This window comes from Arsukibacterium perlucidum DSM 18276 (assembly GCF_000382165.1).
Lineage (GTDB): Bacteria > Pseudomonadota > Gammaproteobacteria > Enterobacterales > Alteromonadaceae > Alishewanella > Alishewanella perlucidum.
The window spans coordinates 1-23,369 of sequence record NZ_KB907738.1; the positions used below are offsets into that span (position 1 = coordinate 1).

Sequence of the window (23,369 nt, forward strand, 5' to 3'; positions counted from 1 at the left end):
CCCAATAATTTGAGCCTGAGCAGGCTTCCATCGCAATGGTTGCATCTGGGTAATTAGCTAAGAAGACCAATAAATCTTTGCGTTTAATCGTGCGATTAAAAACCGCTTTACCTGCCTGATTAACGCCACAGATCTGAAAAATACTTTTTGCTAAATCGATTCCAATTAGTGTAACTTTCATTTTGGACACCTCATGTAAGCTTATTGACGGTTAACACATCAATAATGGCGCATTGTGACGCCGATTTCACTTGAGGTGTCCATCTCATCATCCCTGTGTTTCGCCCTTCGGGCCGTCGCACGCGACGTCCTAAAACGCTCCAGGCGTTTTAGTCGCCATGCAATAATATCGTGCAGTCCACAAAACGGCAGGAAAGCCGTTTTGCGCAGCTACGCTGCCGTAGGTGAGCGACAAGGATGTTGCGAGTGAAAACGTTCCTGACGAATTTGTCGCCATGCTACATCGGAGTGCGCTTTGGCCTGCCCCTTTGTAAAAGGGGGGATTCAGGGATTTGCTTTAGCTATTTATCAGTTTTACAATAACGTCTTATATTGTCAGTGGCCTTACTATGCATATCCTCCACGATCAGCCAGCAGAGCTTTATTCTACTTTCCGTTTGAAAACCCGCCTGGCAACTGTTATCGAAGTTGGTTGTTTGGCTGATTTGGAACAGATTGATTCTTCTTCATCTGCTCCACTGGTATTGGGTGAGGGTAGCAATACCGTTTTTCTGCAAGCGCAAACCAGGTCAATAGTGCGTTATACCGGCGCTAACATCACTGAAACCTGGTTGGATGATGGTCACTGCTTGCTGCATGTCGAAGCTGGCCATAACTGGCATCAGCTTGTCACTGCTACAGTAAAAAGGCAGCTATGGGGCATTGAGAATCTGGCGCTAATTCCGGGTTCTGTTGGCGCTGCTCCGGTGCAGAATATAGGAGCTTACGGAGTAGAGCTGGCTGATGTCTGTGCCTATGTGGATTACTACCATTGGCAGACGAAAAGCTTACAGCGATTGACGACAAGTGACTGCAATTTTGGTTACAGGGACAGTGTGTTTAAGCATCAGTTAGCAGGTAAAGGTATTATTGTTGCTGTCGGCTTAAACTTAACAATACTCGCCAGACCGGTGCTTAGTTATCAGGGGCTGGACAAATTGCCGGCAACCAGTGCTGTCTGTGACATTTACCAGCAGGTTATTGCCACCCGCAGTAGTAAGTTACCTGATTACCGCCAATTGGCAAACTGTGGCAGTTTTTTCAAAAATCCGGTGATCAGCGGCGCTGACTATCAACGATTGCAGCAGCGTTACCCGGCTATTCCCGGATTTAAACAACATAATAGTCAGGTAAAAGTCCCAGCAGCCTGGCTGATAGACCAGCAGGGTTTTAAAGGCTATCGACACAACGATATTGGTTGCTACGAAAAACAACCGTTGGTGTTGGTTAACTATGGTAACGGCTGCGCAGAAGATTTACTAACACTGATTGGTCAGATCCAAAGCAAGGTCTGCCAAGCTTACCAGATAACTTTAGAGCCAGAAGTCAGGCTTTTGAATAGTGATGGCCAGCAATATGTCTAATAAAACCAGCCTGGTATGTCAGCGGCAGTTGTTGCAGTACCTGGCTGATGGCAGTTTTTATTCAGGTCAGTGGCTTGCAGAGCAGCTTGGTATTAGCCGAACTGCAGTGGCTAATTATTTAAATGAGCTAAAGCAGCATGGCCTGGAGATATTTAGTGTTAAAGGTCGCGGTTACAAACTGGCAAATCCAATCCAATTACTGGATGCAAACAAGATAAAAAAACTACAGGCCGCCGATTGCGCACAGATCCTGGTGCAACACATTACCGATTCTACAAACAGTCAATTACTTAATAAACTTCAAACGGGACAACCGCTTGAGCAGGGAAGTGTTATTATTGCTGAAGCTCAGTCTGCGGGGCGTGGCCGGCGTGGTAGGACCTGGTATTCCCCTTTCGGTGCCAATCTTTATTTTTCATGTTTTTGGCGGCTCGAGCAGGGTGTAACAGCTGCAATGGGGTTAAGTTTAGCTATTGGCCTGGCTGTTTGCCGTCTACTGCAACATCAATATCAGCTTGATGCGAGAGTGAAGTGGCCTAATGACATTTACGTTAATGACAGAAAAATAGCCGGCATCCTGGTCGAATTATCTGGTCAGGTTGCTGCTGCTTGTGATGTGGTCATCGGTATAGGTTTAAATATTGGGATGCCTGAACAAAGTAGGCAGCATATTGACCAACCTTATACAGATCTTCGAACTGAATCACAGCAGCGAGTTGATCGCAATCGCTTAGTGGTTGCGCTACAGCATCAGGTTGTCAGTGTATTGCGGGAGTTTAGCCGGGCTGGTTTTGCGTCTTTTGTTACTGAGTTTAACCAGCACGACTTATATGCCAACCGTAAGGTGTTATTGATGGCAAAAATGCCAATAACAGGGATTTGCCGGGGGGTAGATAAGCAGGGCGGTATCATTATTGAAACCGGGCAATCTACGGACGTATATTATGGCGGTGAACTAAGTTTACGGGCAGGAGGCTAGATGTATCTATTGCTGGATATAGGTAATACCCGGGAAAAAGCGGCGTTATTTAATGCAGGCCATATAAGTGCTTTACCGCAGTTAACGGCGGAAAGCTTAAAAGCGCTGCCTCTTTTTGCGGTCTATTTTGCCTGCGTAGCTACTGATACCCGGCTTCATGCACTAAAAGTCAGACTAGAGCTGGATCATATACCCTGGCGCCAGGTAGGCTCAGAAGCACAGGCTTTCGGGGTCACTAATTGTTACGCCGAACCGCATCTGCTAGGGGTAGATCGCTGGCTGGCGTTATTAGGTGCCCAAAAACTTTTTTTTAAACAATCAGTAATGGTAGTCGACGCGGGCACTGCACTGACTATTGACTGGATTGATGAGCAAGGTATGCATCAGGGAGGCTGGATAATGCCCGGATTGCGCTTGCAACAACAAAGTGTCGTTGAGCAAACGGCAAAAGTATTTAATAAAGAGTTACTCGATGCCAGGGTGATCCCAGGCAAGGAAACAATATCATGTTTACAAAATGGCTGTCTGGCTGCTGTTATTGGCGCTATACAGCAAGGTTGGTTGTTAAACAAAGCTGAACGTTTAGTTCTGACCGGTGGCGATGCATTATATCTGAAACCTCAGTTAGCAGATTTGGTTGTGACAACTGAACCTTTATTGATTTTTCAGGGTCTTGCCCGATATATTGACCATTAACGCTTTATTTGCACAGGAAATGAGCGGTCAGACAAGAAAAACGCTATTTTTTGGTTTTTTCTGTTGCGCCGTTACCGGCATTCTACTAGAATTCGCACCCACTGACGTAGTGCCGCTTTAGCTCAGTTGGTAGAGCAACTGACTTGTAATCAGTAGGTCATCCGTTCGACTCGGATAAGCGGCACCATTAGTGGAGGGGTTCCCGAGTGGCCAAAGGGATCAGACTGTAAATCTGCCGGCACTGCCTTCGAAGGTTCGAATCCTTCCCCCTCCACCATTCAGTCAGTCAAATAGCTACGAGTAGGCCGCGGGCATCGTATAATGGCTATTACCTCAGCCTTCCAAGCTGATGATGCGGGTTCGATTCCCGCTGCCCGCTCCACAACATGTTACATGCTGATATAGCTCAGGCGGTAGAGCGCATCCTTGGTAAGGATGAGGTCCCCAGTTCGATTCTGGGTATCAGCACCATCTTGTTTGCCTCTCGTTATTATTTAAACCAAATTTTTTAAAACCGCCGTTTTGTTTAATAAGGGTTACTTATGGCTAAGGCTAAATTTGAACGCGTAAAACCGCACGTAAACGTAGGTACAATTGGCCACGTTGACCACGGTAAAACTACTCTGACAGCTGCTATCACTAACGTATTAGCTAAGACATACGGCGGTCAGGCATTTGCTTTCGATCAAATCGACAAAGCACCGGAAGAAAAAGCCCGTGGTATTACTATCAACACCTCACACGTTGAATATGATACGCCAACTCGTCACTATGCACACGTAGACTGCCCGGGTCACGCTGACTATGTTAAGAACATGATCACCGGTGCGGCGCAGATGGACGGTGCAATTCTGGTTGTTGCGGCGACTGATGGCCCTATGCCACAGACGCGTGAGCACATCCTGTTATCACGTCAGGTAGGCGTACCTTACATCATCGTGTTCATGAACAAGTGTGACATGGTAGATGACGAAGAGCTGTTAGAGCTGGTAGAAATGGAAGTGCGTGAGCTTCTTTCAGACTACGACTTCCCGGGTGACGATTTACCGGTAATCCGTGGTTCAGCGCTGAAAGGTCTGGAAGGCGATGCCGAGTGGGAAAAGAAAATTCTGGAGCTGGGCGAAGCGTTAGATACGTATATCCCTGAGCCGGTCCGTGCGATTGACAAGCCATTCATCATGCCAATTGAAGACGTATTCTCAATTGCTGGCCGTGGTACTGTAGTAACAGGCCGTGTTGAGCAAGGTATCGTTAAAGTAGGCGAGACTGTAGAAATCGTTGGTATTAAAGACACAGTAGCGACTACCTGTACTGGTGTAGAAATGTTCCGTAAGCTGTTAGACGAAGGTCGTGCGGGCGAGAACATTGGTGCGTTGTTACGTGGTACTAAGCGTGAAGACGTAGAGCGTGGCCAGGTATTAGCTAAGCCAGGTTCAATCAAGCCGCACACTAAGTTTGAAGGCGAAGTGTACGTACTGTCAAAAGAAGAAGGTGGTCGTCATACTCCATTCTTCAAAGGCTACCGTCCACAGTTCTACTTCCGTACTACAGACGTAACTGGCGCAGTTGAATTGCCAGAAGGCGTAGAAATGGTAATGCCAGGCGACAACCTGAAGTTTGTTGTTGAGCTGATTTGCCCAATCGCGATGGACGAAGGTTTACGCTTCGCAATCCGTGAAGGCGGCCGTACTGTAGGTGCTGGTGTAGTATCTAAAATCATCGCTTAATTCGTAACCGAATAGCGGTAATGTAAAGAAGGCTCCCCTGAGGAGCCTTTTTTGTTAGCAAAATAAAATTCAAACGGCCGTTTGAATACCTTGTTTGCACCAGATGGATATGCCATATTACTAACTCATCCGTCCAGTGAGGAATTTGCTATGAGCAGCTATCAGGCCCCGATAACCGATATGACTTTTAACTTGTTTGATGTCTGGCAGTTAGACCAGTACTGGCAAACAAATGGTCAGTTAAAGGACTTAATTGAGGCCGATACGGCAAAAGCTATCCTGGAAGAGGCCGCTAAAATATGTGAGCAACAAATTGCACCGTATGCAGCTGATGCCGATCAATGCGGCGCACAGTTAAATGATGGCAAGGTAAGCCTGCCTGCTCATTACTATACTGCCTACCAAAGTTTAGTTGAGGGCGGCTGGACCAGTTTAAGTGGCGATCCGCAGTATGGCGGCATGGGTATGCCAAAAGCATTGTCGATGATGGTAGATGAAATGCTCTGCAGTGCCGACATTGCTTTTTCACTTTATCCGGGGCTAACCGCCGGTGCCTGTGTTGCTCTGCTACAGCATGCGGATGAAACCACCAGGAATATTTATCTGCCAAAACTGTATAGCGGTGAGTGGTCCGGCACTATGTGTTTAACTGAATCACATGCCGGTTCTGATCTGGGCATTATGCGCACCACCGCCAAACCTAATACTGATGGTAGTTATGCGTTAAACGGCTCCAAAATATTTATTACCGCCGGTGAGCATGAACTTACCTCCAATATTATCCATCTGGTACTGGCCAAACTACCAGATGCCCCCGCTGGCAGTCGTGGTATCTCGTTGTTTCTGGTGCCTAAGTATTTGCTGGATGGAAATGGCGAGGCCGGCGAGCGCAATGGCGTCAGTGTCGGCTCTATTGAGCATAAGATGGGTATTAATGGTTCGGCTACCTGCGTGTTAAATTTCGATGATGCCAAAGGTTACTTAATTGGTGAGCCTCATCGTGGCTTAAGTTGCATGTTTACCATGATGAATTATGAGCGGCTGTCGATGGGTAGTCAGGGCCTGGGCGCCGCCGAGCGGGCCTATCAGAATGCACTAGCTTATGCTAAGGATCGCTTACAGGGACGGATCACCGAGCAAAACGCTAATAAGGCAGAGTCGATTATCGGCCACCCGGATGTGCAACGGATGCTGCTGAATATTAAAGCAATGAATGAAGCCGGCCGAACCTTTGCTACCTGGGTGGCAGCACTGCTGGATAAATCGAAATATGATAACTGTGTGGCGTCCGGCCAGCGCGCAAACTTACTGACACCGATCGCCAAAGCCTTTATGACTGATCAGGGTTTAGATGCATGTGTCACAGCCCAGCAAGTATTTGGCGGTCATGGCTACGTAAAAGAGTGGGGTATGGAGCAGTTGGTGCGTGATGTGCGGATTGCCCAGATATACGAAGGTACCAACGGCATTCAGGCGGCTGACTTTATGTTGCGCAAAGTAGCGGCAGATAAAGGCGCTGTGTTATTCAGCCTGCTGGACGATATTGCAGCCGAGCTTGCAGACGAACCAGAAGCTTTAGCTGCTCCGTTAACTACTTATATTACAAATTTGCGCCAACTTACTTTGCAGCTTCTTGCTCAGGAAAATACCGTGCTGGCTGGCGCGGCCTGTGATTATATGGCTCTGGTTTCTTACGTACTTTATGGTTATATGTGGTATAAAAACGTGATAGCACTTGACGTTAATAAACACAGTAAAGGTTTTATCAGTGCGAAAATGCATACTGCCAACTGGTACTTTAGCCGGATTTTGCCCAGAGTCAGCGGGATTAGTGCAGTATTAAGCTCAGACTCAGTAACACTATATACACTGGGAGCTGAAAATTTTTGACCACTTGGTTAGTTGTGGCATGAAGCCCGGAAACTAAGCAAGGCTTCTTTTAAAGGTGCGTTATGAAGTTACTAATTGGCAGCTTGCTACTTTGGACTGCACTGCCTCTGTTTGCCGCTGATGCTTTAGATAAAAGATTAAAAGCAGAGCAATGGGATAACTACGAACCCTTTACCTTACTGCCGCACAAAACTAACTATCTGATGCCATTGACTTATGTTGATGGCATCGCCAGTACGTTAAACCGTGATGGGGCGAGTGCACCCTCAGATAACCTGGAGGCTAAATTTCAGTTAAGCCTGAAAACCCCGCTCTGGAGTAAAATCTATAAAGATAATGGCTATCTGTTTTTTGCATTTACCCAGCAGGCTTATTGGCAGGCCTACAACACGGAAGTGTCATCGCCGTTTCGGGAAACCAACTACGAGCCAGAGCTTATTCTGATGCTACCGCACTACCGCAACTACGAAGAAGCAGCGAGCAGGATTATCAGTTTAAGTATCTCGCACCAGTCAAACGGCCGTGCCGGTGAACTATCACGCAGCTGGAACCGTTTAAAACTGAGCTGGGTTACCTCTATTGGCAATGTTTTTATTAATTTTGAACCCTGGTATCGCTTTAATGAGCAAAAAAAAACGTCTGTTGATGATCCGAAAGGCGACGACAACCCCGATATCACAAAATATATGGGCTGGTTTGAATTATCAGCAGCGTATAAACAGGACGATGCCACCTGGCGGTTAATGCTTCGCAATAATTTACGCAGCGACAATAAAGGCGCAGTGCGTTTTTCTTACTCTCAGCCGTTTAATCGCCATATCCGGCTTTATGCGGAGTTATTCACTGGTTATGGCGAAAGTCTGATTGATTACGATCGCTCGGTTACCCGAATTGGTATCGGTTTTGAACTAAATGATATTCTCTGAGCAGCAAAAGACAGCGCAAATTATAAACAACACTTGCGTTAGTGGCTGATTTCAGTATAATGCGCGGCCAGTCGATTTAATTCTGGCTGCAACAGTTAACAGCGCTGAACTCGCTTCAGGTTGAATTAACTGTTCGACAATGCTCCCGATTGGGGAGCAACTGGTACTTTGGTGCATAAGCATACCCAAATTGGGTTATGGCTTATGTTTATTTTTGCTCTTTTTGCTCTTTGAGGCTTTGATACATGAGTAGTCAAAGGATACGCATCCGTCTGAAAGCGTTCGATCACCGTTTGATCGATCAGTCAACTATGGAAATCGTTGACACAGCTAAGCGTACTGGCGCCCAGGTCCGTGGTCCAATTCCACTGCCAACCCGTCAGGAACGTTTCACTGTTCTGATTTCTCCTCACGTCAATAAAGATGCGCGTGACCAGTACGAAATCCGTACCCACAAGCGTTTAATCGACATCGTTGAACCAACCGAGAAAACGGTTGATGCGCTGATGCGTTTAGATCTGCCTGCTGGCGTTGACGTTCAAATTAGCCTGGGTTAATCAGACAGGTTTTTAGAGAGGTTTAGGAAATGGCTATCGGTCTAATCGGTCGTAAAGTGGGCATGACTCGCATCTTCACTGAAGATGGCGTATCGATCCCTGTAACCGTAATCGAAGCGACACCAAACCGCGTTACTGCTGTTAAAACGCAAGACGTTGAAGGCTATAGCGCGCTGCAAGTGACTGCTGGCACTGTTAAGGCTAATCGCCTGAACAAACCAGAAGCGGGTCATTTTGCGAAAGTGGGTGTTGATGCTGGTCGTGGTCTGTGGGAATTCCGCCTGCAAGACAACGAAGGCGCTGACATTCAGGTTGGCAGCGAGATTACTGTGGATATTTTCGCAGAAACGAAAAAAGTTGATGTGTCTGGCACATCAAAAGGTAAAGGTTTTGCTGGTGCTGTTAAGCGCTGGAATTTCCGTACCCAGGATGCTACTCACGGTAACTCTTTGTCACACCGTGCCCCAGGTTCTATTGGTCAAAACCAATCACCTGGTAAAGTATTCAAAGGTAAAAAAATGGCTGGTCACATGGGCGCAGAACGGGTAACCGTGCAATCGCTTGAAGTGGTTCGTGTAGACGCAGAGCGTAACATTCTGTTAGTGAAAGGCGCAGTGCCTGGTGCTATCGGTGGTGACGTGATCGTTAAACCAGCTGTTAAAAGCTAACGTCTGAGGAGATAAGTGATGGAATTAGCATTACGAGACGCTCAAGGCGCTCTTGAAGTTTCCGAAGCTACCTTTGGACGTGAGTTTAACGAAGCTCTGGTACACCAGGTAGTAGTTGCTTATGCAGCTGGTGCCCGTCAAGGTACCCGTGCACAGTTAACTCGTTCAGAAGTTCGCGGTGGCGGCAAGAAGCCATGGCGCCAGAAGGGTACAGGCCGTGCCCGTGCTGGTACAATCCGTAGCCCAATCTGGCGCGGAGGCGGTGTGACATTTGCGGCTAAGCCACAAGATCACAGCCAGAAAGTAAACCGTAAAATGTATCGCGGTGCGATCATGAGCATTCTGTCTGAATTAGTGCGTCAGGAACGGTTAATCGTGGTGGAAAACTTCGCAGTTGATACCCCGAAAACCAAAGAATTATCTGCCAAATTAAAGGCGATGGATCTGAAAGACGTATTAATTGTGACTAACGAAGTAGATGAGAACCTGTTCTTATCTGCACGTAACCTGTACAAGGTTGACGTACGTGACGTACACGGTATCGACCCGGTCAGCTTAATCGCATTCGACAAAGTGTTAATGACTGCTGCTGCAGTTAAACAACTTGAGGAGCTGTTAGCATGATCCGTGAAGAACGTTTACTGAAAGTGATTCTGGCTCCGCACGTTTCTGAAAAAGCAACTAATGCGGCAGAGAACAACAACACTATCGTTTTCAAGGTATCTACTACTTCTACTAAAGCTGATATTAAAGCTGCAGTAGAAAAACTGTTTGAAACAGAAGTAGTAGGTGTTCGCACTGTTAATGTTAAGGGTAAGACCAAGCGCACTGGTGCGCGGATGGGCAAGCGTAGCGATTGGAAAAAAGCTTACGTTACTCTTAAAGAAGGCAGCGAAATCGATTTCGTTGGCGGCGCTGAGTAAGAAGAGGAGTTAGGAAATGGCACTTGTAAAGTGTAAACCTACGTCACCAGGTCGTCGCCACGTATTAAAAGTGGTTAACCCTGACCTGTACAAAGGCAAGCCTTATGCTCCTTTGTTAGAGAAGAACGTTAAAACTGGTGGTCGTAACAACAAAGGTCGTATCACTACCCGTCATATCGGTGGTGGTCATAAGCAACATTATCGTGTTGTCGACTTCAAACGCACTAAAGACGGCATTCCGGCTAAAGTAGAACGCTTAGAATACGATCCAAATCGTACCGCTAACATCGCTTTAGTACTGTATGCAGACGGTGAGCGTCGTTACATTCTGGCCCCTAAAGGCCTGAAAGCTGGTGATTCAGTTATTTCTGGTATGGACTCGCCTATTAAAGCGGGTAACACCTTGCCACTGCGGAATATCCCGGTAGGTCAGGTTGTGCACAATATCGAAATGAAACCAGGTAAAGGCGGCCAGCTGGCTCGTTCAGCCGGTGCTTTCGTACAGATCCTGGCACGCGACGGTGAGTATGTCACTCTGCGTCTGCGTAGCGGTGAAGTACGTAAAGTATTAGCAGATTGTCGCGCGACTATCGGTGAAATCGGTAATGCCGAGCACATGTTACGTCAATACGGTAAAGCTGGTGCTATGCGCTGGCGCGGCATTCGCCCAACCGTACGTGGTGTAGTAATGAACCCGGTTGACCACCCACACGGTGGTGGTGAAGGTAAGACTTCTGGTGGTCGTCACCCTGTTACTCCATGGGGCGTACCAACTAAAGGCTACAAAACTCGTTCAAACAAGCGTACTGATAAACTTATCGTACGTCGTCGTGATAAATAATTTGTGAGGAATTGCCATGCCACGTTCTCTCAAGAAAGGTCCATTTATTGACCTTCACTTGCTGAAGAAGGTAGAGAAAGCGTTGGAAAGCGGTGACAAGAAGCCTATAAAGACTTGGAGCCGTCGTTCAATGATCATACCTGATATGATCGGTTTGACCATCGCTGTCCATAATGGTCGTCAACATGTACCGGTGTTTGTCTCGGAAGAGATGGTTGGTCACAAGTTAGGTGAATTTGCACCTACTCGTACTTACCGTGGTCATGCAGCCGACAAAAAGGCCAAGAAGCGCTAAGGGGTAAATGATGCAAGCATTAGCTAAACACAAATTTGCCCGTTCTTCTGCACAAAAAACCCGTCTGGTCGCTGACCAGGTGCGTGGATTGTCAGTTGATAAGGCGCTGAACGTACTGACTTACAGCCCTAAGAAAGCTGCTGAGTTAGTTAAAAAGGTTCTTTTATCAGCCATTGCCAACGCTGAGCACAACGAAGGTGCGGATATTGATACGTTGAAAGTGAAGACCATCTTCATCGATGAAGGTCCTTCTATGAAACGGATTAAGCCACGCGCTAAAGGTCGTGCTGACCGTATTGTTAAGCGCACCAGCCACATCACTGTGGTTGTAGCTGATAACTAGGAGATAGAAATGGGACAGAAAGTACATCCTAATGGTATTCGCCTAGGTATCACTAAGCCATGGAGCTCAACCTGGTTCGCGAATACTAAAGATTTCCCGGATTTCTTAAACGGTGACTACAAAGTTCGTCAGTACCTGACGAAGCAATTGAAAGCCGCTTCAGTTAGCCGGATTGATATTGAGCGCCCTGCGAAAAGTATCCGTGTGACTATTCACACTGCTCGTCCAGGCGTAATTATCGGTAAGAAAGGTGAAGACGTTGAGAAGATCCGCAAGCAAGTTGCCGCTATTGCCGGCGTACCTGCGCAGATCAATATCTCTGAAATCCGCAAGCCTGAATTAGATGCCAAGTTAGTCGCTGATTCAATCAGCAGCCAGTTAGAGCGTCGTGTTATGTTCCGTCGTGCGATGAAGCGCGCAGTACAAAACGCAATGCGGATTGGCGCTAAAGGTATCAAGGTGCAGGTAAGTGGCCGTTTAGGCGGCGCTGAGATTGCCCGTGATGAATGGTATCGTGAAGGTCGTGTGCCATTGCACACCCTGCGCGCTGACATTGATTACAACACCTCAGAAGCTTTAACTACTTACGGTATCATTGGTGTTAAGGTGTGGATTTTTAAAGGCGAGATCTTAGGAGCTCTGCCATTAAGCAGCAACACCAACAACGCTAACAATAACAACCAGCCTAAAGCGCCGAAAAAACCGGCACGTAAGGCTAAGTAGGGGTATTGAGCGATGTTGCAACCAAAACGTACAAAATTTCGTAAAGTGCACAAAGGTCGTAACCGTGGTTTAGCCCAGGTAGGCGATAAAGTATCTTTCGGTACTTATGCACTGAAATCATTAGAACGTGGTCAAATGACTTCACGTCAAATCGAATCTGCACGTCGTGCTATGACGCGGGCTGTTAAGCGTGTTGGTAAAATCTGGATCCGTGTGTTCCCAGACAAGCCAATTACTGCTAAGCCGCTTGAAGTGCGGATGGGTAGTGGTAAAGGTTCTGTTGAGTACTGGGTATGTCAGATTAAACCTGGCAAAGTTCTGTACGAAATGGACGGTGTGTCTGAAGAGTTAGCGCGTCATGCATTTACGCTTGCTGCTGCTAAGCTTCCATTTAAGACAACCTTTGTAACGCGGACGGTAATGTGATGAAAGCCAGCGAATTAAAATCGAAAAGTGTAGAAGAGTTAAACGCTGAATTATTAGGTCTGTTACGTGAGCAATTCAATATGCGCATGCAAGCAGCTACTGGTCAGTTAGCTCAGACACATTTATTGAAGCAGGTGCGTCGTGATATCGCGCGCGTTAAGACTATCTTAACCGAGAAGGCAGGTGCGTAATGACTGAAGCGAATATCCGTACGCTGCAAGGTAAAGTGATCAGTAACAAGATGGACAAGTCTATCACCGTTGCTATCGAACGTTCTGTGAAGCACCCTATTTATGGGAAATTCATCAAACGTACAACCAAACTGCACGTACATGACGAAACCAATCAGTGTAATGAAGGCGATGTTGTCACAATTCGTGAATGTCGTCCTCTGTCCAAGACTAAGTCCTGGACTCTGGTAGCGGTAGTTGAATCAGCGTCTTAATTTTTAAGACACTGAGAGAAACGGCCTTCCGGGGCCGTTTTTTATTTTTAAACTATCCATTTAGTAAAAGTGCTGTTATAATCACGCGCCCCTCTATCTGGGGGGGTATTTATTATCGTAAGCAGCGTAGTCCGAGAGGGCTATATAGTAGAATAGCGGAGCACTAAGATGATCCAGATGCAATCTATGCTGGAAGTCGCAGACAACAGCGGCGCGCGCAGCGTAATGTGTATTAAGGTCTTAGGTGGTTCGCATCGCCGTTATGCCGCAATTGGTGACGTCATTAAAATTACTGTTAAGGAAGCAATTCCGCGCGGTAAGGTTAAAAAAGGTGACGTTCTGAATGCAGTGGTGGTGCGTACACGCAAAGGCGTACGTCGTCAGGACGGGTCATTAATCCGTTTTGATCGCAATGCAGCAGTGTTGTTGAACACTAAGCTGGAACCGATCGGCACACGTATTTTCGGACCTGTAACACGTGAACTTCGTGGCGATAAGTTTATGAAGATCGTGTCACTGGCACCAGAAGTACTGTAAGGAGTCACAATGGCTAGTAAAATCCGTCGTGATGATGAGGTGGTTGTTCTTACTGGTAAGGACAAGGGCAAACGCGGCAAAGTAACGAAAGTTCTGCTTTCTGAAAACCGTGTTTATATCTCAGGCGTTAACCTGGTAAAAAAGCATCAGAAACCTGTTCCTGCGCTTAATACCCCGGGTGGTATCGTTGAGAAAGAAGCCTCTATTCATGTTTCAAATGTAGCGATTTTTAACCCTAAAACGGGTAAAGCTGATCGCGTAGGTTTCCGTTTTGAAGATGGCAAGAAAGTTCGCTTCTTCAAATCGAATAATGAAGTAATCTAATTGCTATTGGAGTAATACGATGGCGAAACTGCATGAAATTTATAAAGACACCGTAGTCCCAGAACTGTTTAAACAGTTTGGCTACACCAGCGTCATGCAAGTCCCTCGGATTGTTAAAATCACGCTCAATATGGGTGTGGGTGAAGCGGTTGCAGATAAAAAGATCCTGGATAACGCAGTAGCGGATTTAACCGCTATTGCTGGCCAAAAGCCACTTATCACTAAGGCTCGTAAATCTGTAGCTGGTTTCAAAATCCGTGAAGGCTACCCTATTGGCGCAAAAGTGACCCTGCGCGGCGAGCGTATGTGGGATTTTTTAGAGCGTTTAGTCTCTATTGCTATCCCACGTATTCGTGACTTCCGCGGTGTAAACCCGAAGTCATTTGATGGCCGTGGTAACTACAGCATGGGTGTACGTGAGCAAATCATTTTCCCAGAAGTCGATTACGATAAAGTAGACGCAGTACGTGGTTTAGATATCACTATTACAACTACCGCCCGTAGCGATGACGAAGGACGTGCTTTACTTGCCGCGTTTAACTTCCCGTTCAAGAAATAAGGTGTAGGGTCATGGCAAAACAATCAATGAAAGCTCGCGAAGTAAAGCGTGCACAACTGGTAGCCAAATTCGCTGCAAAGCGTCATGAGCTGAAAGACCTGATTGCGAATCCAGCGACTTCTGATGAAGACCGTTGGGCAGCAGTTCTGAAGCTACAGACGTTGCCGCGTGATTCCAGCCCTTCACGTCAACGGAATCGTTGTCGTGTAACAGGTCGTCCACATGGTTATCTGCGTAAGTTCGGAATGAGCCGTATCAAGGTTCGTGAAGCAGCTATGCGCGGTGAAATTCCTGGCCTTCGTAAGGCTAGCTGGTAAGAATCACGGGAGTAACGAGCTATGAGCATGCAAGATCCAGTAGCGGATATGTTTACTCGCATCCGCAACGGCCAAGCTGCCAATAAAGTTGCGGTTAAAATGCCATCTTCAAAGTTGAAGGTGTCAATCGCGAAAGTATTAAAAGACGAAGGTTACATCGGCGATTTCGCTGTGTCTGGTGATGTTAAGCCAGAGCTGGAAGTTACGTTAAAGTATTTCCAGGGCAAATCAGTTATTGAGACTATCGATCGTGTTAGTCGTCCAAGTCTGCGAATCTATAAGAAGAGCGGCGAGTTACCTAAGGTAATGGGCGGTTTAGGTGTGGCCATTGTGTCAACATCTAAAGGACTAATGACTGACCGCGCAGCGCGCAAGGTTGGTATCGGTGGCGAAATCATCGGCTACGTAGCGTAACGGAGGTAGTAATCTATGTCTCGTGTTGCTAAGGCCCCAGTCACTATCCCAACCGGCGTTACTTTAACGCAAAACGGTCAGGTTGTGACGCTGAAGGGCAAAAACGGCGAGTTAACGGTTAACGTTAACCCTGCGGTTGAGATCGTTGTCGAAGGTAACGTATTACGTACCAATCCTCGTGACGGTTTCGAAAATGCAAACGCACAAGCGGGTACTGCCCGTGCATTGATCAATAACCTGGTAACAGGTGTTAGTGAAGGTTTCGCTCAGAAACTGGAACTTGTTGGTGTTGGTTACCGTGCAAAAGCAGAAGGTAAGGTATTAAACCTGAGCCTGGGCTTTTCTCACCCGGTGGTTTTCGAGATCCCTAACGGTATCACTATCGAAACCCCTACCCAGACAGAAGTCTTGGTAAAAGGTGCTGACAAACAATTAGTTGGTCAAGTTGCTGCAAACATCCGGGCATACCGTAAACCAGAGCCTTATAAAGGCAAAGGTGTTCGTTATGCGAATGAAAACGTGCGTCGTAAAGAAGCGAAGAAAAAGTAGGGTAAGACGATGGATAAGAAACTTGCTCGTCTGCGCCGTGCCAAACGCACTCGCAGAAACATTATCGAACAAGGTGCGAATCGCCTGGTTGTACACCGTACACCACGTCACATCTACGCCCAGCTTATCGCACCAAATGCTGAAGTGATCGTTGCTGCTTCTACTGCAGAAGCAACTATTCGTGAATCATTGAAGTACACAGGTAACGTAGATGCTGCAAAGGCTGTAGGTAAAGCGATTGCCGAACGCGCAGTAGCCAAAGGCGTTACTGCTTGTGCTTTTGACCGCAGTGGCTTCCAGTATCATGGTCGCGTACAGGCGTTAGCAGACGCCGCACGTGAAGCCGGTCTTCAGTTCTAGGAGTAGCTCATGGCTAACGAAGAAGCTAAACAACAATCTGATTTACAAGAGAAGCTTGTTGCAGTTAACCGCGTGTCAAAAGTAGTTAAAGGTGGTCGTATATTCTCCTTTACTGCGTTGACTGTAGTCGGTGACGGCAACGGCCGCGTTGGTTTCGGTTATGGTAAAGCACGTGAAGTTCCAGCTGCTATTCAAAAAGCAATGGAAAAAGCACGTCGCAACATGACCCAGGTTGAGTTAAATGGTCACACTTTACACCACCCAACTCGTGGTGTGCATTCAGGCTCTAATGTATTTATGAAGCCTGCATCAGAAGGTACTGGTTTGATCGCTGGCGGTGCAATGCGCGCCGTATTGGAAGTAGCGGGCATCCAGAACATTCTGTCTAAGTGTTACGGCTCAACTAACCCAATTAACGTAGTTCGCGCTACCATCAATGCCCTGGCTTCAGTGAAGTCACCGGCACAAGTGGCAGCTAAACGCGGTTTACGCGTTGATGACATTTTGGGGTAATTTGCCATGGCGAAGAAGACAATTAAAGTAACCCAGACTAAATCGAGCATCGGTCGTTTACCGAAGCATCGTGCAACGTTAACGGGTTTAGGTTTGCGCCGTATTAATCATACTGTTGAAGTTGAAGATACACCTTCAGTTCGCGGCATGATTAACGCTGTGTATTACATGGTTAAAGTGGAGGAGTAAAAGATGCTTTTAAATACACTTTCTCCCGCACCAGGTGCAAAGAAAGATAAAAAACGCGTAGGCCGTGGTATCGGTTCTGGCTTAGGTAAAACTGCAGGTCGTGGTCACAAAGGTCTGAAATCACGTTCAGGCGGTAAAGTGCGTCCTGGTTTCGAAGGCGGTCAAATGCCATTGAAACAACGTTTACCTAAGTTTGGTTTCACTTCACAGAAATCTTTGGTTTCTGCTGAAGTTCGGTTACACGAGCTGGCTGCAGTTAATGGTGACGTAGTCGATTTAGCAACCTTAATGGAAGCTAACATCATTTCTCGCACTGTTAAGTTCGCTAAAGTTGTGCTGTCTGGCGAGCTTACTCGTCCGGTAACTGTAAAAGGTTTAGGCGTAACTAAAGGCGCGCGCGCAGCCATCGAAGCCGCCGGCGGTAAAGTCGAAGAATAATAAGGATAGTACGCTATGGCTAAACCAGGTTCGGACTCAAGAGGTGCAAAAGGCGGATTCAGCGAGCTGAAATCCCGTCTGTTATTTGTACTTTTGGCCATAATCGTTTTTCGGTTAGGCTCCTTTGTGCCAATTCCTGGAATTGACGCCAACGTGCTGGCTCAGTTATTCGAGCAACAAAAAGGCACCATCGTTGAAATGTTTAATATGTTCAGCGGTGGTGCTCTTGAACGGGCTTCTGTATTTGCGTTGGGTATTATGCCCTATATTTCTGCTTCTATTATTGTTCAGCTGCTAACCGTGATGCACCCGCATCTGGCCGAGTTGAAGAAAGAAGGCGAAGCAGGCAAGCGTAAGATAAACCAATACACCCGTTACGGTACTTTAGCTTTAGCAATACTGCAGTCTATTGGTATAGCCACTGGCTTACCAAATATGATGCCGGGGTTAGTACTTAACCCGGGCTTTGCATTTTACTTTACCGCGATCATTAGTTTGGTTACCGGCACCATGTTTTTAATGTGGTTAGGTGAGCAAATTACCGAACGTGGTATAGGTAATGGTATTTCATTGCTTATTTTTACCGGTATTGTTGCTGGCTTCCCGTCTGCCATTGGCCAGACGATTGAGATGGCACGTCAGGGCGATTTGCACTTTTTACTATTAGTTGCTATTGGCGTAATTGTTATTGCGATTACCTGGTTTGTGGTGTTCGTTGAACGCGGCCAGCGTCGTATTGTGGTTAACTATGCTAAGCGTCAGCAGGGCCGTCAGGTTTTTGCCGCGCAAAGTAGCCATTTACCGTTAAAGGTAAATATGGCCGGGGTTATACCGCCAATTTTCGCTTCCAGCATTATTCTGTTTCCAGGCACTATTGCCAGTTGGTTTGGTACAGGCGAAGGTATGGTTGCTAACTTCCTCCAGGAAGTGTCGCTAGCTTTATCTCCGGGACAACCGCTGTATATGATGTTATACTCGGCGGCTATCATTTTCTTCTGTTTCTTTTATACCGCGTTGGTGTTTAATCCGCGCGATACAGCAGACAACCTGAAGAAATCCGGTGCTTTTATCCCTGGGATCCGTCCTGGTGAGCAGACATCAAAATACATTGATAAAGTGATGACCCGGTTAACCTTAGCAGGTGCTTTGTATATTACTTTTATCTGTTTGGTTCCCGAGTTCATGATGGTTGCATGGAATGTGCAATTCTACTTCGGCGGTACATCTTTACTGATTATCGTAGTCGTTATTATGGACTTTATGGCACAGGTACAGACCCATCTGATGTCGCATCAGTATGATTCTGTGCTTAAAAAGGCAAATCTTAAAGGCTATAGCCGTTAAGATATATTTGCGGAGTTAAGTTATGAAAGTACGAGCTTCCGTTAAGAAGATCTGCCGTAACTGTAAAGTTATCAAGCGCAACAATGTTGTGCGGGTAATTTGCAGTGAACCTAAGCACAAACAGCGCCAGGGTTAAGGTAGAAAGCAGTTTATCGGGCTGGACATTGAGTTCGGCCCGTTAATTGTTTGCAATATGAGCGCCATTTGAGTATCCTTACGGGCTTTTCAAATTGGCACCTTTTAATTTTTTATAGGAGAACGTTAGTGGCCCGTATCGCTGGCATTAACATCCCCGATAATAAACATGCAGTTATCTCTTTAACTTATGTTTATGGTATCGGTAAAACCCGCGCTAAATCAATTTTAGCTGCTGTGGGTATCGAAGAAAGTATGAAAATTGCTGCATTATCAGATGCGCAGTTAGATACGCTTCGTGACGAAGTTGCTAAGTACACCGTTGAAGGTGACTTACGCCGTGAAGTGACATTAAACATTAAACGTTTAATGGATCTTGGTTGTTACCGTGGCTTACGCCACCGTCGTAGTCTGCCAGTTCGTGGTCAGAGAACTAAGACCAATGCGCGCACCCGTAAAGGTCCACGCAAAGCGATTAAGAAATAGGACGGGGTAATAACATGGCAAAAGCACCAGTTCGTACTCGTAAACGGGTAAAAAAGCAAGTTTCTGATGGTATGGCTCATATCCATGCCTCTTTCAACAATACCATCGTTACGATCACCGATCGTCAGGGTAACGCTCTTTGCTGGGCAACTTCTGGCGGTTCAGGTTTCCGTGGCTCACGTAAGTCAACGCCGTTCGCTGCTCAGGTAGCTGCAGAACGTGCCGGTACTGCTGCGTTAGAATATGGTCTTAAGAACCTTGAAGTGTTTGTAAATGGTCCTGGCCCAGGCCGCGAATCAGCGATTCGTGCACTGAACGCCGCTGGATACCGCATTACAAATATCACCGACGTGACGCCTATCCCGCATAACGGATGCCGTCCCCCTAAAAAACGTCGCGTGTAATTACAGCGCTTCACGGATTATTGGAGAAAGAAGATGGCAAGATATTTGGGTCCTAAGCTCAAACTTAGTCGTCGCGAAGGTACAGACCTGTTCCTGAAAAGCGGCGTAAGAGCAATTGATTCAAAGTGTAACTTAACAACTGCTCCTGGTCAGCACGGCGCACGTCGCGGTCGCTTATCAGACTATGGTTTACAGTTACGCGAGAAGCAAAAAGTGCGTCGTATGTACGGCGTGTTAGAGAAGCAGTTCCGTAATTACTACAAAGAAGCTGCTCGTTTGAAAGGCAATACCGGTGAAAACCTGTTAGCGTTGTTAGAGTCTCGTCTGGACAACGTGGTTTACCGTATGGGTCTGGCCAGTACTCGTGCTGAAGCACGCCAACTGGTAAGTCACAAAGCTATTTTATTAAATGGCAAAGTGCTTAACATCCCATCGTACACTGTATTACCTGAACAAGTGATCTCTGTGCGCGAGAAAGCCAAGAAGCAAGCACGTATTAGTGCAGCTCTTGAAGTAGCAGCGCAACGTGAGAAGCCAACTTGGATAGAAGTTGACAACACGAAGCTGGAAGGCGTTTTCAAACGTCTGCCTGAGCGTTCTGACTTGTCTGCGGACATCAACGAACAGTTAATCGTCGAGCTTTACTCTAAGTAAAGCTAATTGTTAAGAGAGGATATATGCAGGGTTCTGTCACCGAATTCCTTAAGCCGAGATTAGTTGGTATCGAAAGGATCAACCCAACTCGTGCCAAAGTTACTTTGGAACCACTTGAGCGCGGTTTCGGGCATACCTTGGGCAACGCGTTACGTCGTATTCTGTTATCGTCAATGCCAGGTTGTGCAGTGACTGAAGTAGAAATCGACGGCGTTCTCCATGAGTACAGTGCTAAAGAGGGCGTACAGGAAGATATTATCGATATCTTACTGAACCTCAAAGGCCTTGCCGTTCGCCTGGAAGACAAAGATGAAGTCACGCTGACTTTAACGAAGAAAGGTGCCGGCCCTGTAACTGCTGGAGATATCCAGCGTGGCGACGGTGTGGTTATTACCAACCCAGAGCACGTTATTTGTAATCTGACGGGTGAAACTGAGTTCAGTATGCGCCTGAAGATTGAGCGTGGTCGCGGTTATGTTCCTGCATCAGCTCGTTTGTCCTCTGATGATGACGAACGTCCAATAGGTCGTCTGTTACTAGACGCGTCGTTCAGTCCGGTTGAGCGTATTGCTTACACCGTTGAGTCGGCTCGGGTAGAACAGCGTACTGACCTGGATAAGCTGATCATCGATATGGAGACCAATGGCACTGTTGAGCCTGAGGAAGCCATTCGTCGTGCAGCAACAATTATGGCTGAACAGCTGGAATTCTTTGTTGAATTGCGCGATAAGAGTGAGCCGGAAAAACGTGAAGAGAAGCCGGAGTTTGATCCGATTCTGTTACGTCCAGTTGATGATTTAGAGTTAACAGTTCGTTCTGCTAACTGCTTGAAGGCAGAGCAGATTCAGTATATCGGTGATCTGGTACAACGTACCGAGGTTGAGTTGCTGAAAACGCCTAATCTTGGTAAGAAGTCACTTACCGAAATCAAAGACGTGTTGGCGTCGCGCGGTTTATCTCTGGGCATGCGCCTGGAAAACTGGCCGCCAGCTAGTTTGGTAAATAAAGACTAACCAGACACCAGTTCCTGGTTTAGTGAGAAGGAATAGATCATGCGCCATCGCAAGAGTGGTCGTCAATTAAATCGGAATAGCAGCCACCGTACTGCAATGTTCCGCAACATGGCAAGCTCGTTGGTGAAGCACGAAATCATCAAAACGACTTTGCCAAAAGCTAAAGAGTTACGTCGTGTGATCGAACCATTGATCACCCTGGCCAAAAACGACAGCGTTGCAAACCGCCGTTTAGCTTTTGCCCGTACTCGTGATAAAGAAGTTGTTGGTTTGTTGTTCAATGTTTTAGGTCCGCGTTACAACGCGCGTCCAGGTGGTTACACTCGTATTTTGAAGTGTGGCTTCCGTACTGGCGACAACGCACCAATGTGCTATATCGAGTTAGTTGATCGTCCGGAAGTGGACGCTCTGCCAGTTGAAGAAACTGCTGCTGAGTAAGCTAATCTCAAAGTAAAAACCGGGCTCTTGCCCGGTTTTTTTATGCCTGTTTGTTTTTCCGCTGAAATCTGTCTAAGCTAGAATATTCTGGATTATGAAGGTGTGCTATGCAGCCAATTCGTGCCTTGTTTATTGCTGGTGTTTTAATTTTCCTTTCACTGTTTTCAGTTGAGGCTTTAGCTTGTACTGCTAGTCAATCTGGAAAATGTTATCCGCTTCAGCCACTACTGACCAATAGTGCTGCAGATTATCCAATGGTTGTTAAGGTCCTTACAGATCCAGAGCGATTTAAAGTACAGTTCCTCTATACTCAGATTGATCGTCAGCCAAACAGCAAAGTAGGGTTTACGCATTATCAGTATGCGCTGAAAGAACAGCGCTATTTTTATCCGGCAAGTACCGTTAAGTTACCGATAGCACTATTGGCACTTCAATGGTTAGAACAACAAAAACAGCCGGGTTTAACCAAAGATACTGTCATGCTCAGCGGCAGTAGCCGCCAGGCACAAACAACGGCTCAGGCAGATGACAGTGCTGAAAACAAACTACCCAGTATCGGTCACTATATTAAAAAAATTCTGCTGGTGAGTGATAACGATGCTTATAACCGGTTATATGAGCTATTAGGTCAGGATTATATTAATGAGCAATTGGAACATAAAGACTTAACTAATACTGTCATTAACCATCGTTTAAGTATGCCTTTAGCAGAAGTGGAACAACGGCACTACAACCCAGTGCGGTTTGTAGACGCTGACAATCGGCTGGTATTATCGCTACCTGCCCGTAGCAGCGAAAAGCGCTATGCTAATCAGCCATCAGCGTTGTTAGGTAAAGCACACATTGCGAATGGTAAGCTGGTGCCTGAGCCTATGGACTTTAGCGAAAAAAACCGTTTTTCTCTGGTCGATTTTAACGGCGTGCTAAAAAGGATCTTTTTCCCTGAAGCATTCAGCGCAGAGCAACAGTTTAATATTAGTGAGCAAAACAGGGAATTTATTATGCGGTATATGGGGCAGGCACCGTCTATAAGTCGTTTCCCGTCTTATGATGCAAACGAATACCCTGATAATTATGCCAAATTTTTGTTAGTTGGCGGTGATGCTGAAACAATACCGGGCAACCTTAAAATTTTCAACAAAACCGGTTGGGCTTATGGTCATGCTATTGATGGTGCCTACATTGTTGATATCGAGCGCAATGTTGAGTTTTTGCTGGTCGCAGTTATTTACGCCAATGAAAATGATACCTTAAATGACGATAACTATCAGCTTAACGAAGTCGCCAAGCCTTTCATGAGGCAATTGGGGCAATTGATCTACCAACATGAGTTACAGCGGCAGCGTTCAATAGAACCTGATCTGAGTTACATCAAAAATAACGGCGATTAATCGAGTGTTTTTTCAACGTTTTGCAGCTTATTACGGCTTATTGCACAAAAAACACCCGGTCAGTCATCTTTCTGTCAAAAAGATCTTGATCCTGTTTGCCGGATCTCTATAATGCGCATCCACAGACGGGGCAGTGGCAACGCAGCAAACGACTGAGAAAGACTTCTGAGAATGGCGCAAGCGGTTCTCGCTTCACTCTCCCAAGGGACGAGTTTGAAGCACGCTCTTTAACAATTAGCAATCAATTATCTGTGTGGGCACTTATGATGATGTTCGTGTAAA

35 protein-coding genes, 4 tRNA genes and 1 pseudogene are annotated in these 23,369 nt (G+C 46.5%); 39 read left to right on the forward strand and 1 reads right to left on the reverse strand.

All coding sequences use genetic code 11. The features are described 5' to 3' along the window. Positions 1-181, reverse strand: a pseudogene (locus H141_RS20610) (IS110 family transposase); the annotation flags it as partial. 388 nt (positions 182-569) lie between these two features. On the opposite strand from H141_RS20610, the gene murB reads away from it, so the two are divergent. The 39 genes from murB (at position 570) to H141_RS0118325 (ending at position 23,087) form a co-directional block, all read left to right on the forward strand. Beyond that, positions 570-1,583 carry a UDP-N-acetylmuramate dehydrogenase gene (murB, locus tag H141_RS0118140; RefSeq protein ID WP_026349547.1) on the forward strand — a complete coding sequence of 338 codons (1,014 nt, stop codon included), beginning with the start codon at positions 570-572 and terminating at the stop codon, positions 1,581-1,583. Next, positions 1,576-2,562, forward strand: a complete 987-nt coding sequence (gene birA, locus H141_RS0118145; RefSeq protein WP_157611021.1) for a bifunctional biotin--[acetyl-CoA-carboxylase] ligase/biotin operon repressor BirA — start codon at positions 1,576-1,578, stop codon at positions 2,560-2,562. The genes murB and birA overlap by 8 nt, the downstream gene beginning before the upstream one ends. Further along, positions 2,563-3,258 (forward strand): type III pantothenate kinase, encoded by a 696-nt coding sequence (locus H141_RS0118150; RefSeq protein ID WP_019677710.1) that lies wholly within the window; start codon positions 2,563-2,565, stop codon positions 3,256-3,258. It begins immediately after the preceding gene. A 111-nt stretch (positions 3,259-3,369) separates the two neighbouring features. After that, a tRNA-Thr gene (locus tag H141_RS0118155) sits at positions 3,370-3,445 on the forward strand. Between the two features lie 5 nt (positions 3,446-3,450). Next, positions 3,451-3,535 (forward strand) — tRNA-Tyr (locus tag H141_RS0118160). Positions 3,536-3,565: 30 nt separating this feature from the next. Next, positions 3,566-3,640 (forward strand) — tRNA-Gly (locus H141_RS0118165). Positions 3,641-3,653: 13 nt separating this feature from the next. Beyond that, a tRNA-Thr gene (locus H141_RS0118170) sits at positions 3,654-3,729 on the forward strand. A 71-nt stretch (positions 3,730-3,800) separates the two neighbouring features. Beyond that, positions 3,801-4,985 (forward strand): elongation factor Tu, encoded by a 1,185-nt coding sequence (gene tuf, locus H141_RS0118175; RefSeq protein ID WP_019677711.1) that lies wholly within the window; start codon positions 3,801-3,803, stop codon positions 4,983-4,985. A gap of 150 nt (positions 4,986-5,135) precedes the next feature. Further along, the gene (locus H141_RS0118180) at positions 5,136-6,875 is read left to right on the forward strand and encodes an acyl-CoA dehydrogenase (protein WP_019677712.1); all 1,740 of its coding nucleotides are present in this window, start codon (positions 5,136-5,138) and stop codon (positions 6,873-6,875) included. Positions 6,876-6,937: 62 nt separating this feature from the next. Continuing rightward, on the forward strand, positions 6,938-7,801 hold the full coding sequence (locus H141_RS0118185; RefSeq protein ID WP_019677713.1) for a phospholipase A: 864 nt from the start codon (positions 6,938-6,940) through the stop codon (positions 7,799-7,801). Between the two features lie 245 nt (positions 7,802-8,046). Beyond that, entirely contained in the window at positions 8,047-8,358 is a 312-nt protein-coding gene (gene rpsJ, locus H141_RS0118195) for a 30S ribosomal protein S10 (protein ID WP_019677715.1), read from the forward strand. 29 nt (positions 8,359-8,387) lie between these two features. Continuing rightward, on the forward strand, positions 8,388-9,026 hold the full coding sequence (rplC, locus tag H141_RS0118200; RefSeq protein ID WP_019677716.1) for a 50S ribosomal protein L3: 639 nt from the start codon (positions 8,388-8,390) through the stop codon (positions 9,024-9,026). Between the two features lie 18 nt (positions 9,027-9,044). Further along, on the forward strand, positions 9,045-9,650 hold the full coding sequence (gene rplD, locus H141_RS0118205; protein ID WP_019677717.1) for a 50S ribosomal protein L4: 606 nt from the start codon (positions 9,045-9,047) through the stop codon (positions 9,648-9,650). After that, positions 9,647-9,949 carry a 50S ribosomal protein L23 gene (rplW, locus tag H141_RS0118210; protein WP_019677718.1) on the forward strand — a complete coding sequence of 101 codons (303 nt, stop codon included), beginning with the start codon at positions 9,647-9,649 and terminating at the stop codon, positions 9,947-9,949. The genes rplD and rplW overlap by 4 nt, the downstream gene beginning before the upstream one ends. Before the next feature lie 16 nt (positions 9,950-9,965). After that, on the forward strand, positions 9,966-10,790 hold the full coding sequence (rplB, locus tag H141_RS0118215) for a 50S ribosomal protein L2 (RefSeq protein WP_019677719.1): 825 nt from the start codon (positions 9,966-9,968) through the stop codon (positions 10,788-10,790). A gap of 16 nt (positions 10,791-10,806) precedes the next feature. Further along, positions 10,807-11,085: a 30S ribosomal protein S19 gene (rpsS, locus tag H141_RS0118220; RefSeq protein ID WP_019677720.1), complete on the forward strand. Its 279-nt coding sequence runs from the start codon at positions 10,807-10,809 to the stop codon at positions 11,083-11,085. Between the two features lie 10 nt (positions 11,086-11,095). Beyond that, the gene (gene rplV / locus H141_RS0118225; protein ID WP_019677721.1) at positions 11,096-11,428 is read left to right on the forward strand and encodes a 50S ribosomal protein L22; all 333 of its coding nucleotides are present in this window, start codon (positions 11,096-11,098) and stop codon (positions 11,426-11,428) included. A 9-nt stretch (positions 11,429-11,437) separates the two neighbouring features. After that, positions 11,438-12,151, forward strand: coding sequence for a 30S ribosomal protein S3 (rpsC, locus tag H141_RS0118230; protein WP_019677722.1), 714 nt, complete (start codon positions 11,438-11,440; stop codon positions 12,149-12,151). Positions 12,152-12,163: 12 nt separating this feature from the next. Further along, positions 12,164-12,577: a 50S ribosomal protein L16 gene (gene rplP, locus H141_RS0118235; RefSeq protein ID WP_019677723.1), complete on the forward strand. Its 414-nt coding sequence runs from the start codon at positions 12,164-12,166 to the stop codon at positions 12,575-12,577. After that, positions 12,577-12,768, forward strand: a complete 192-nt coding sequence (rpmC, locus tag H141_RS0118240) for a 50S ribosomal protein L29 (protein WP_019677724.1) — start codon at positions 12,577-12,579, stop codon at positions 12,766-12,768. Before rplP ends, rpmC begins: the two co-directional genes overlap by 1 nt. Then, positions 12,768-13,022: a 30S ribosomal protein S17 gene (rpsQ, locus tag H141_RS0118245; RefSeq protein WP_019677725.1), complete on the forward strand. Its 255-nt coding sequence runs from the start codon at positions 12,768-12,770 to the stop codon at positions 13,020-13,022. Before rpmC ends, rpsQ begins: the two co-directional genes overlap by 1 nt. 168 nt (positions 13,023-13,190) lie before the next feature. Beyond that, positions 13,191-13,559, forward strand: a complete 369-nt coding sequence (gene rplN / locus H141_RS0118250) for a 50S ribosomal protein L14 (protein ID WP_019677726.1) — start codon at positions 13,191-13,193, stop codon at positions 13,557-13,559. Between the two features lie 9 nt (positions 13,560-13,568). Next, positions 13,569-13,883 carry a 50S ribosomal protein L24 gene (gene rplX / locus H141_RS0118255; RefSeq protein ID WP_019677727.1) on the forward strand — a complete coding sequence of 105 codons (315 nt, stop codon included), beginning with the start codon at positions 13,569-13,571 and terminating at the stop codon, positions 13,881-13,883. Positions 13,884-13,902: 19 nt separating this feature from the next. Further along, complete coding sequence (gene rplE, locus H141_RS0118260; protein ID WP_019677728.1) at positions 13,903-14,442, forward strand: 50S ribosomal protein L5; 540 nt, start codon at positions 13,903-13,905, stop codon at positions 14,440-14,442. 11 nt (positions 14,443-14,453) lie between these two features. Then, on the forward strand, positions 14,454-14,759 hold the full coding sequence (gene rpsN, locus H141_RS0118265; RefSeq protein WP_019677729.1) for a 30S ribosomal protein S14: 306 nt from the start codon (positions 14,454-14,456) through the stop codon (positions 14,757-14,759). Between the two features lie 21 nt (positions 14,760-14,780). Next, a complete protein-coding gene (gene rpsH / locus H141_RS0118270) occupies positions 14,781-15,173 on the forward strand; it encodes a 30S ribosomal protein S8 (RefSeq protein WP_019677730.1) in 393 nt (130 codons plus the stop codon). A gap of 15 nt (positions 15,174-15,188) precedes the next feature. Further along, positions 15,189-15,722, forward strand: a complete 534-nt coding sequence (gene rplF / locus H141_RS0118275) for a 50S ribosomal protein L6 (RefSeq protein WP_019677731.1) — start codon at positions 15,189-15,191, stop codon at positions 15,720-15,722. Between the two features lie 9 nt (positions 15,723-15,731). Further along, positions 15,732-16,082, forward strand: coding sequence for a 50S ribosomal protein L18 (gene rplR, locus H141_RS0118280; protein WP_019677732.1), 351 nt, complete (start codon positions 15,732-15,734; stop codon positions 16,080-16,082). Positions 16,083-16,091: 9 nt separating this feature from the next. Next, positions 16,092-16,595, forward strand: coding sequence for a 30S ribosomal protein S5 (gene rpsE, locus H141_RS0118285; RefSeq protein WP_019677733.1), 504 nt, complete (start codon positions 16,092-16,094; stop codon positions 16,593-16,595). A gap of 6 nt (positions 16,596-16,601) precedes the next feature. Then, on the forward strand, positions 16,602-16,784 hold the full coding sequence (gene rpmD / locus H141_RS21280) for a 50S ribosomal protein L30 (protein ID WP_083923082.1): 183 nt from the start codon (positions 16,602-16,604) through the stop codon (positions 16,782-16,784). 3 nt (positions 16,785-16,787) lie between these two features. Further along, positions 16,788-17,222, forward strand: coding sequence for a 50S ribosomal protein L15 (rplO, locus tag H141_RS0118290; protein ID WP_019677734.1), 435 nt, complete (start codon positions 16,788-16,790; stop codon positions 17,220-17,222). A gap of 15 nt (positions 17,223-17,237) precedes the next feature. After that, positions 17,238-18,566 (forward strand): preprotein translocase subunit SecY, encoded by a 1,329-nt coding sequence (secY, locus tag H141_RS0118295; RefSeq protein WP_019677735.1) that lies wholly within the window; start codon positions 17,238-17,240, stop codon positions 18,564-18,566. Positions 18,567-18,588: 22 nt separating this feature from the next. Next, a complete protein-coding gene (gene rpmJ, locus H141_RS21285; protein WP_008950799.1) occupies positions 18,589-18,702 on the forward strand; it encodes a 50S ribosomal protein L36 in 114 nt (37 codons plus the stop codon). A 128-nt stretch (positions 18,703-18,830) separates the two neighbouring features. Further along, positions 18,831-19,187, forward strand: a complete 357-nt coding sequence (gene rpsM, locus H141_RS0118300; protein ID WP_019677736.1) for a 30S ribosomal protein S13 — start codon at positions 18,831-18,833, stop codon at positions 19,185-19,187. Between the two features lie 14 nt (positions 19,188-19,201). Further along, entirely contained in the window at positions 19,202-19,591 is a 390-nt protein-coding gene (gene rpsK / locus H141_RS0118305; protein ID WP_019677737.1) for a 30S ribosomal protein S11, read from the forward strand. Positions 19,592-19,624: 33 nt separating this feature from the next. Beyond that, entirely contained in the window at positions 19,625-20,245 is a 621-nt protein-coding gene (rpsD, locus tag H141_RS0118310; protein ID WP_019677738.1) for a 30S ribosomal protein S4, read from the forward strand. Positions 20,246-20,268: 23 nt separating this feature from the next. Then, entirely contained in the window at positions 20,269-21,258 is a 990-nt protein-coding gene (locus H141_RS0118315) for a DNA-directed RNA polymerase subunit alpha (RefSeq protein WP_019677739.1), read from the forward strand. 39 nt (positions 21,259-21,297) lie between these two features. After that, positions 21,298-21,696, forward strand: a complete 399-nt coding sequence (rplQ, locus tag H141_RS0118320) for a 50S ribosomal protein L17 (protein ID WP_019677740.1) — start codon at positions 21,298-21,300, stop codon at positions 21,694-21,696. Positions 21,697-21,950: 254 nt separating this feature from the next. Next, positions 21,951-23,087 (forward strand): serine hydrolase, encoded by a 1,137-nt coding sequence (locus H141_RS0118325; protein WP_240473146.1) that lies wholly within the window; start codon positions 21,951-21,953, stop codon positions 23,085-23,087. Positions 23,088-23,369: the final 282 nt, after the last annotated feature.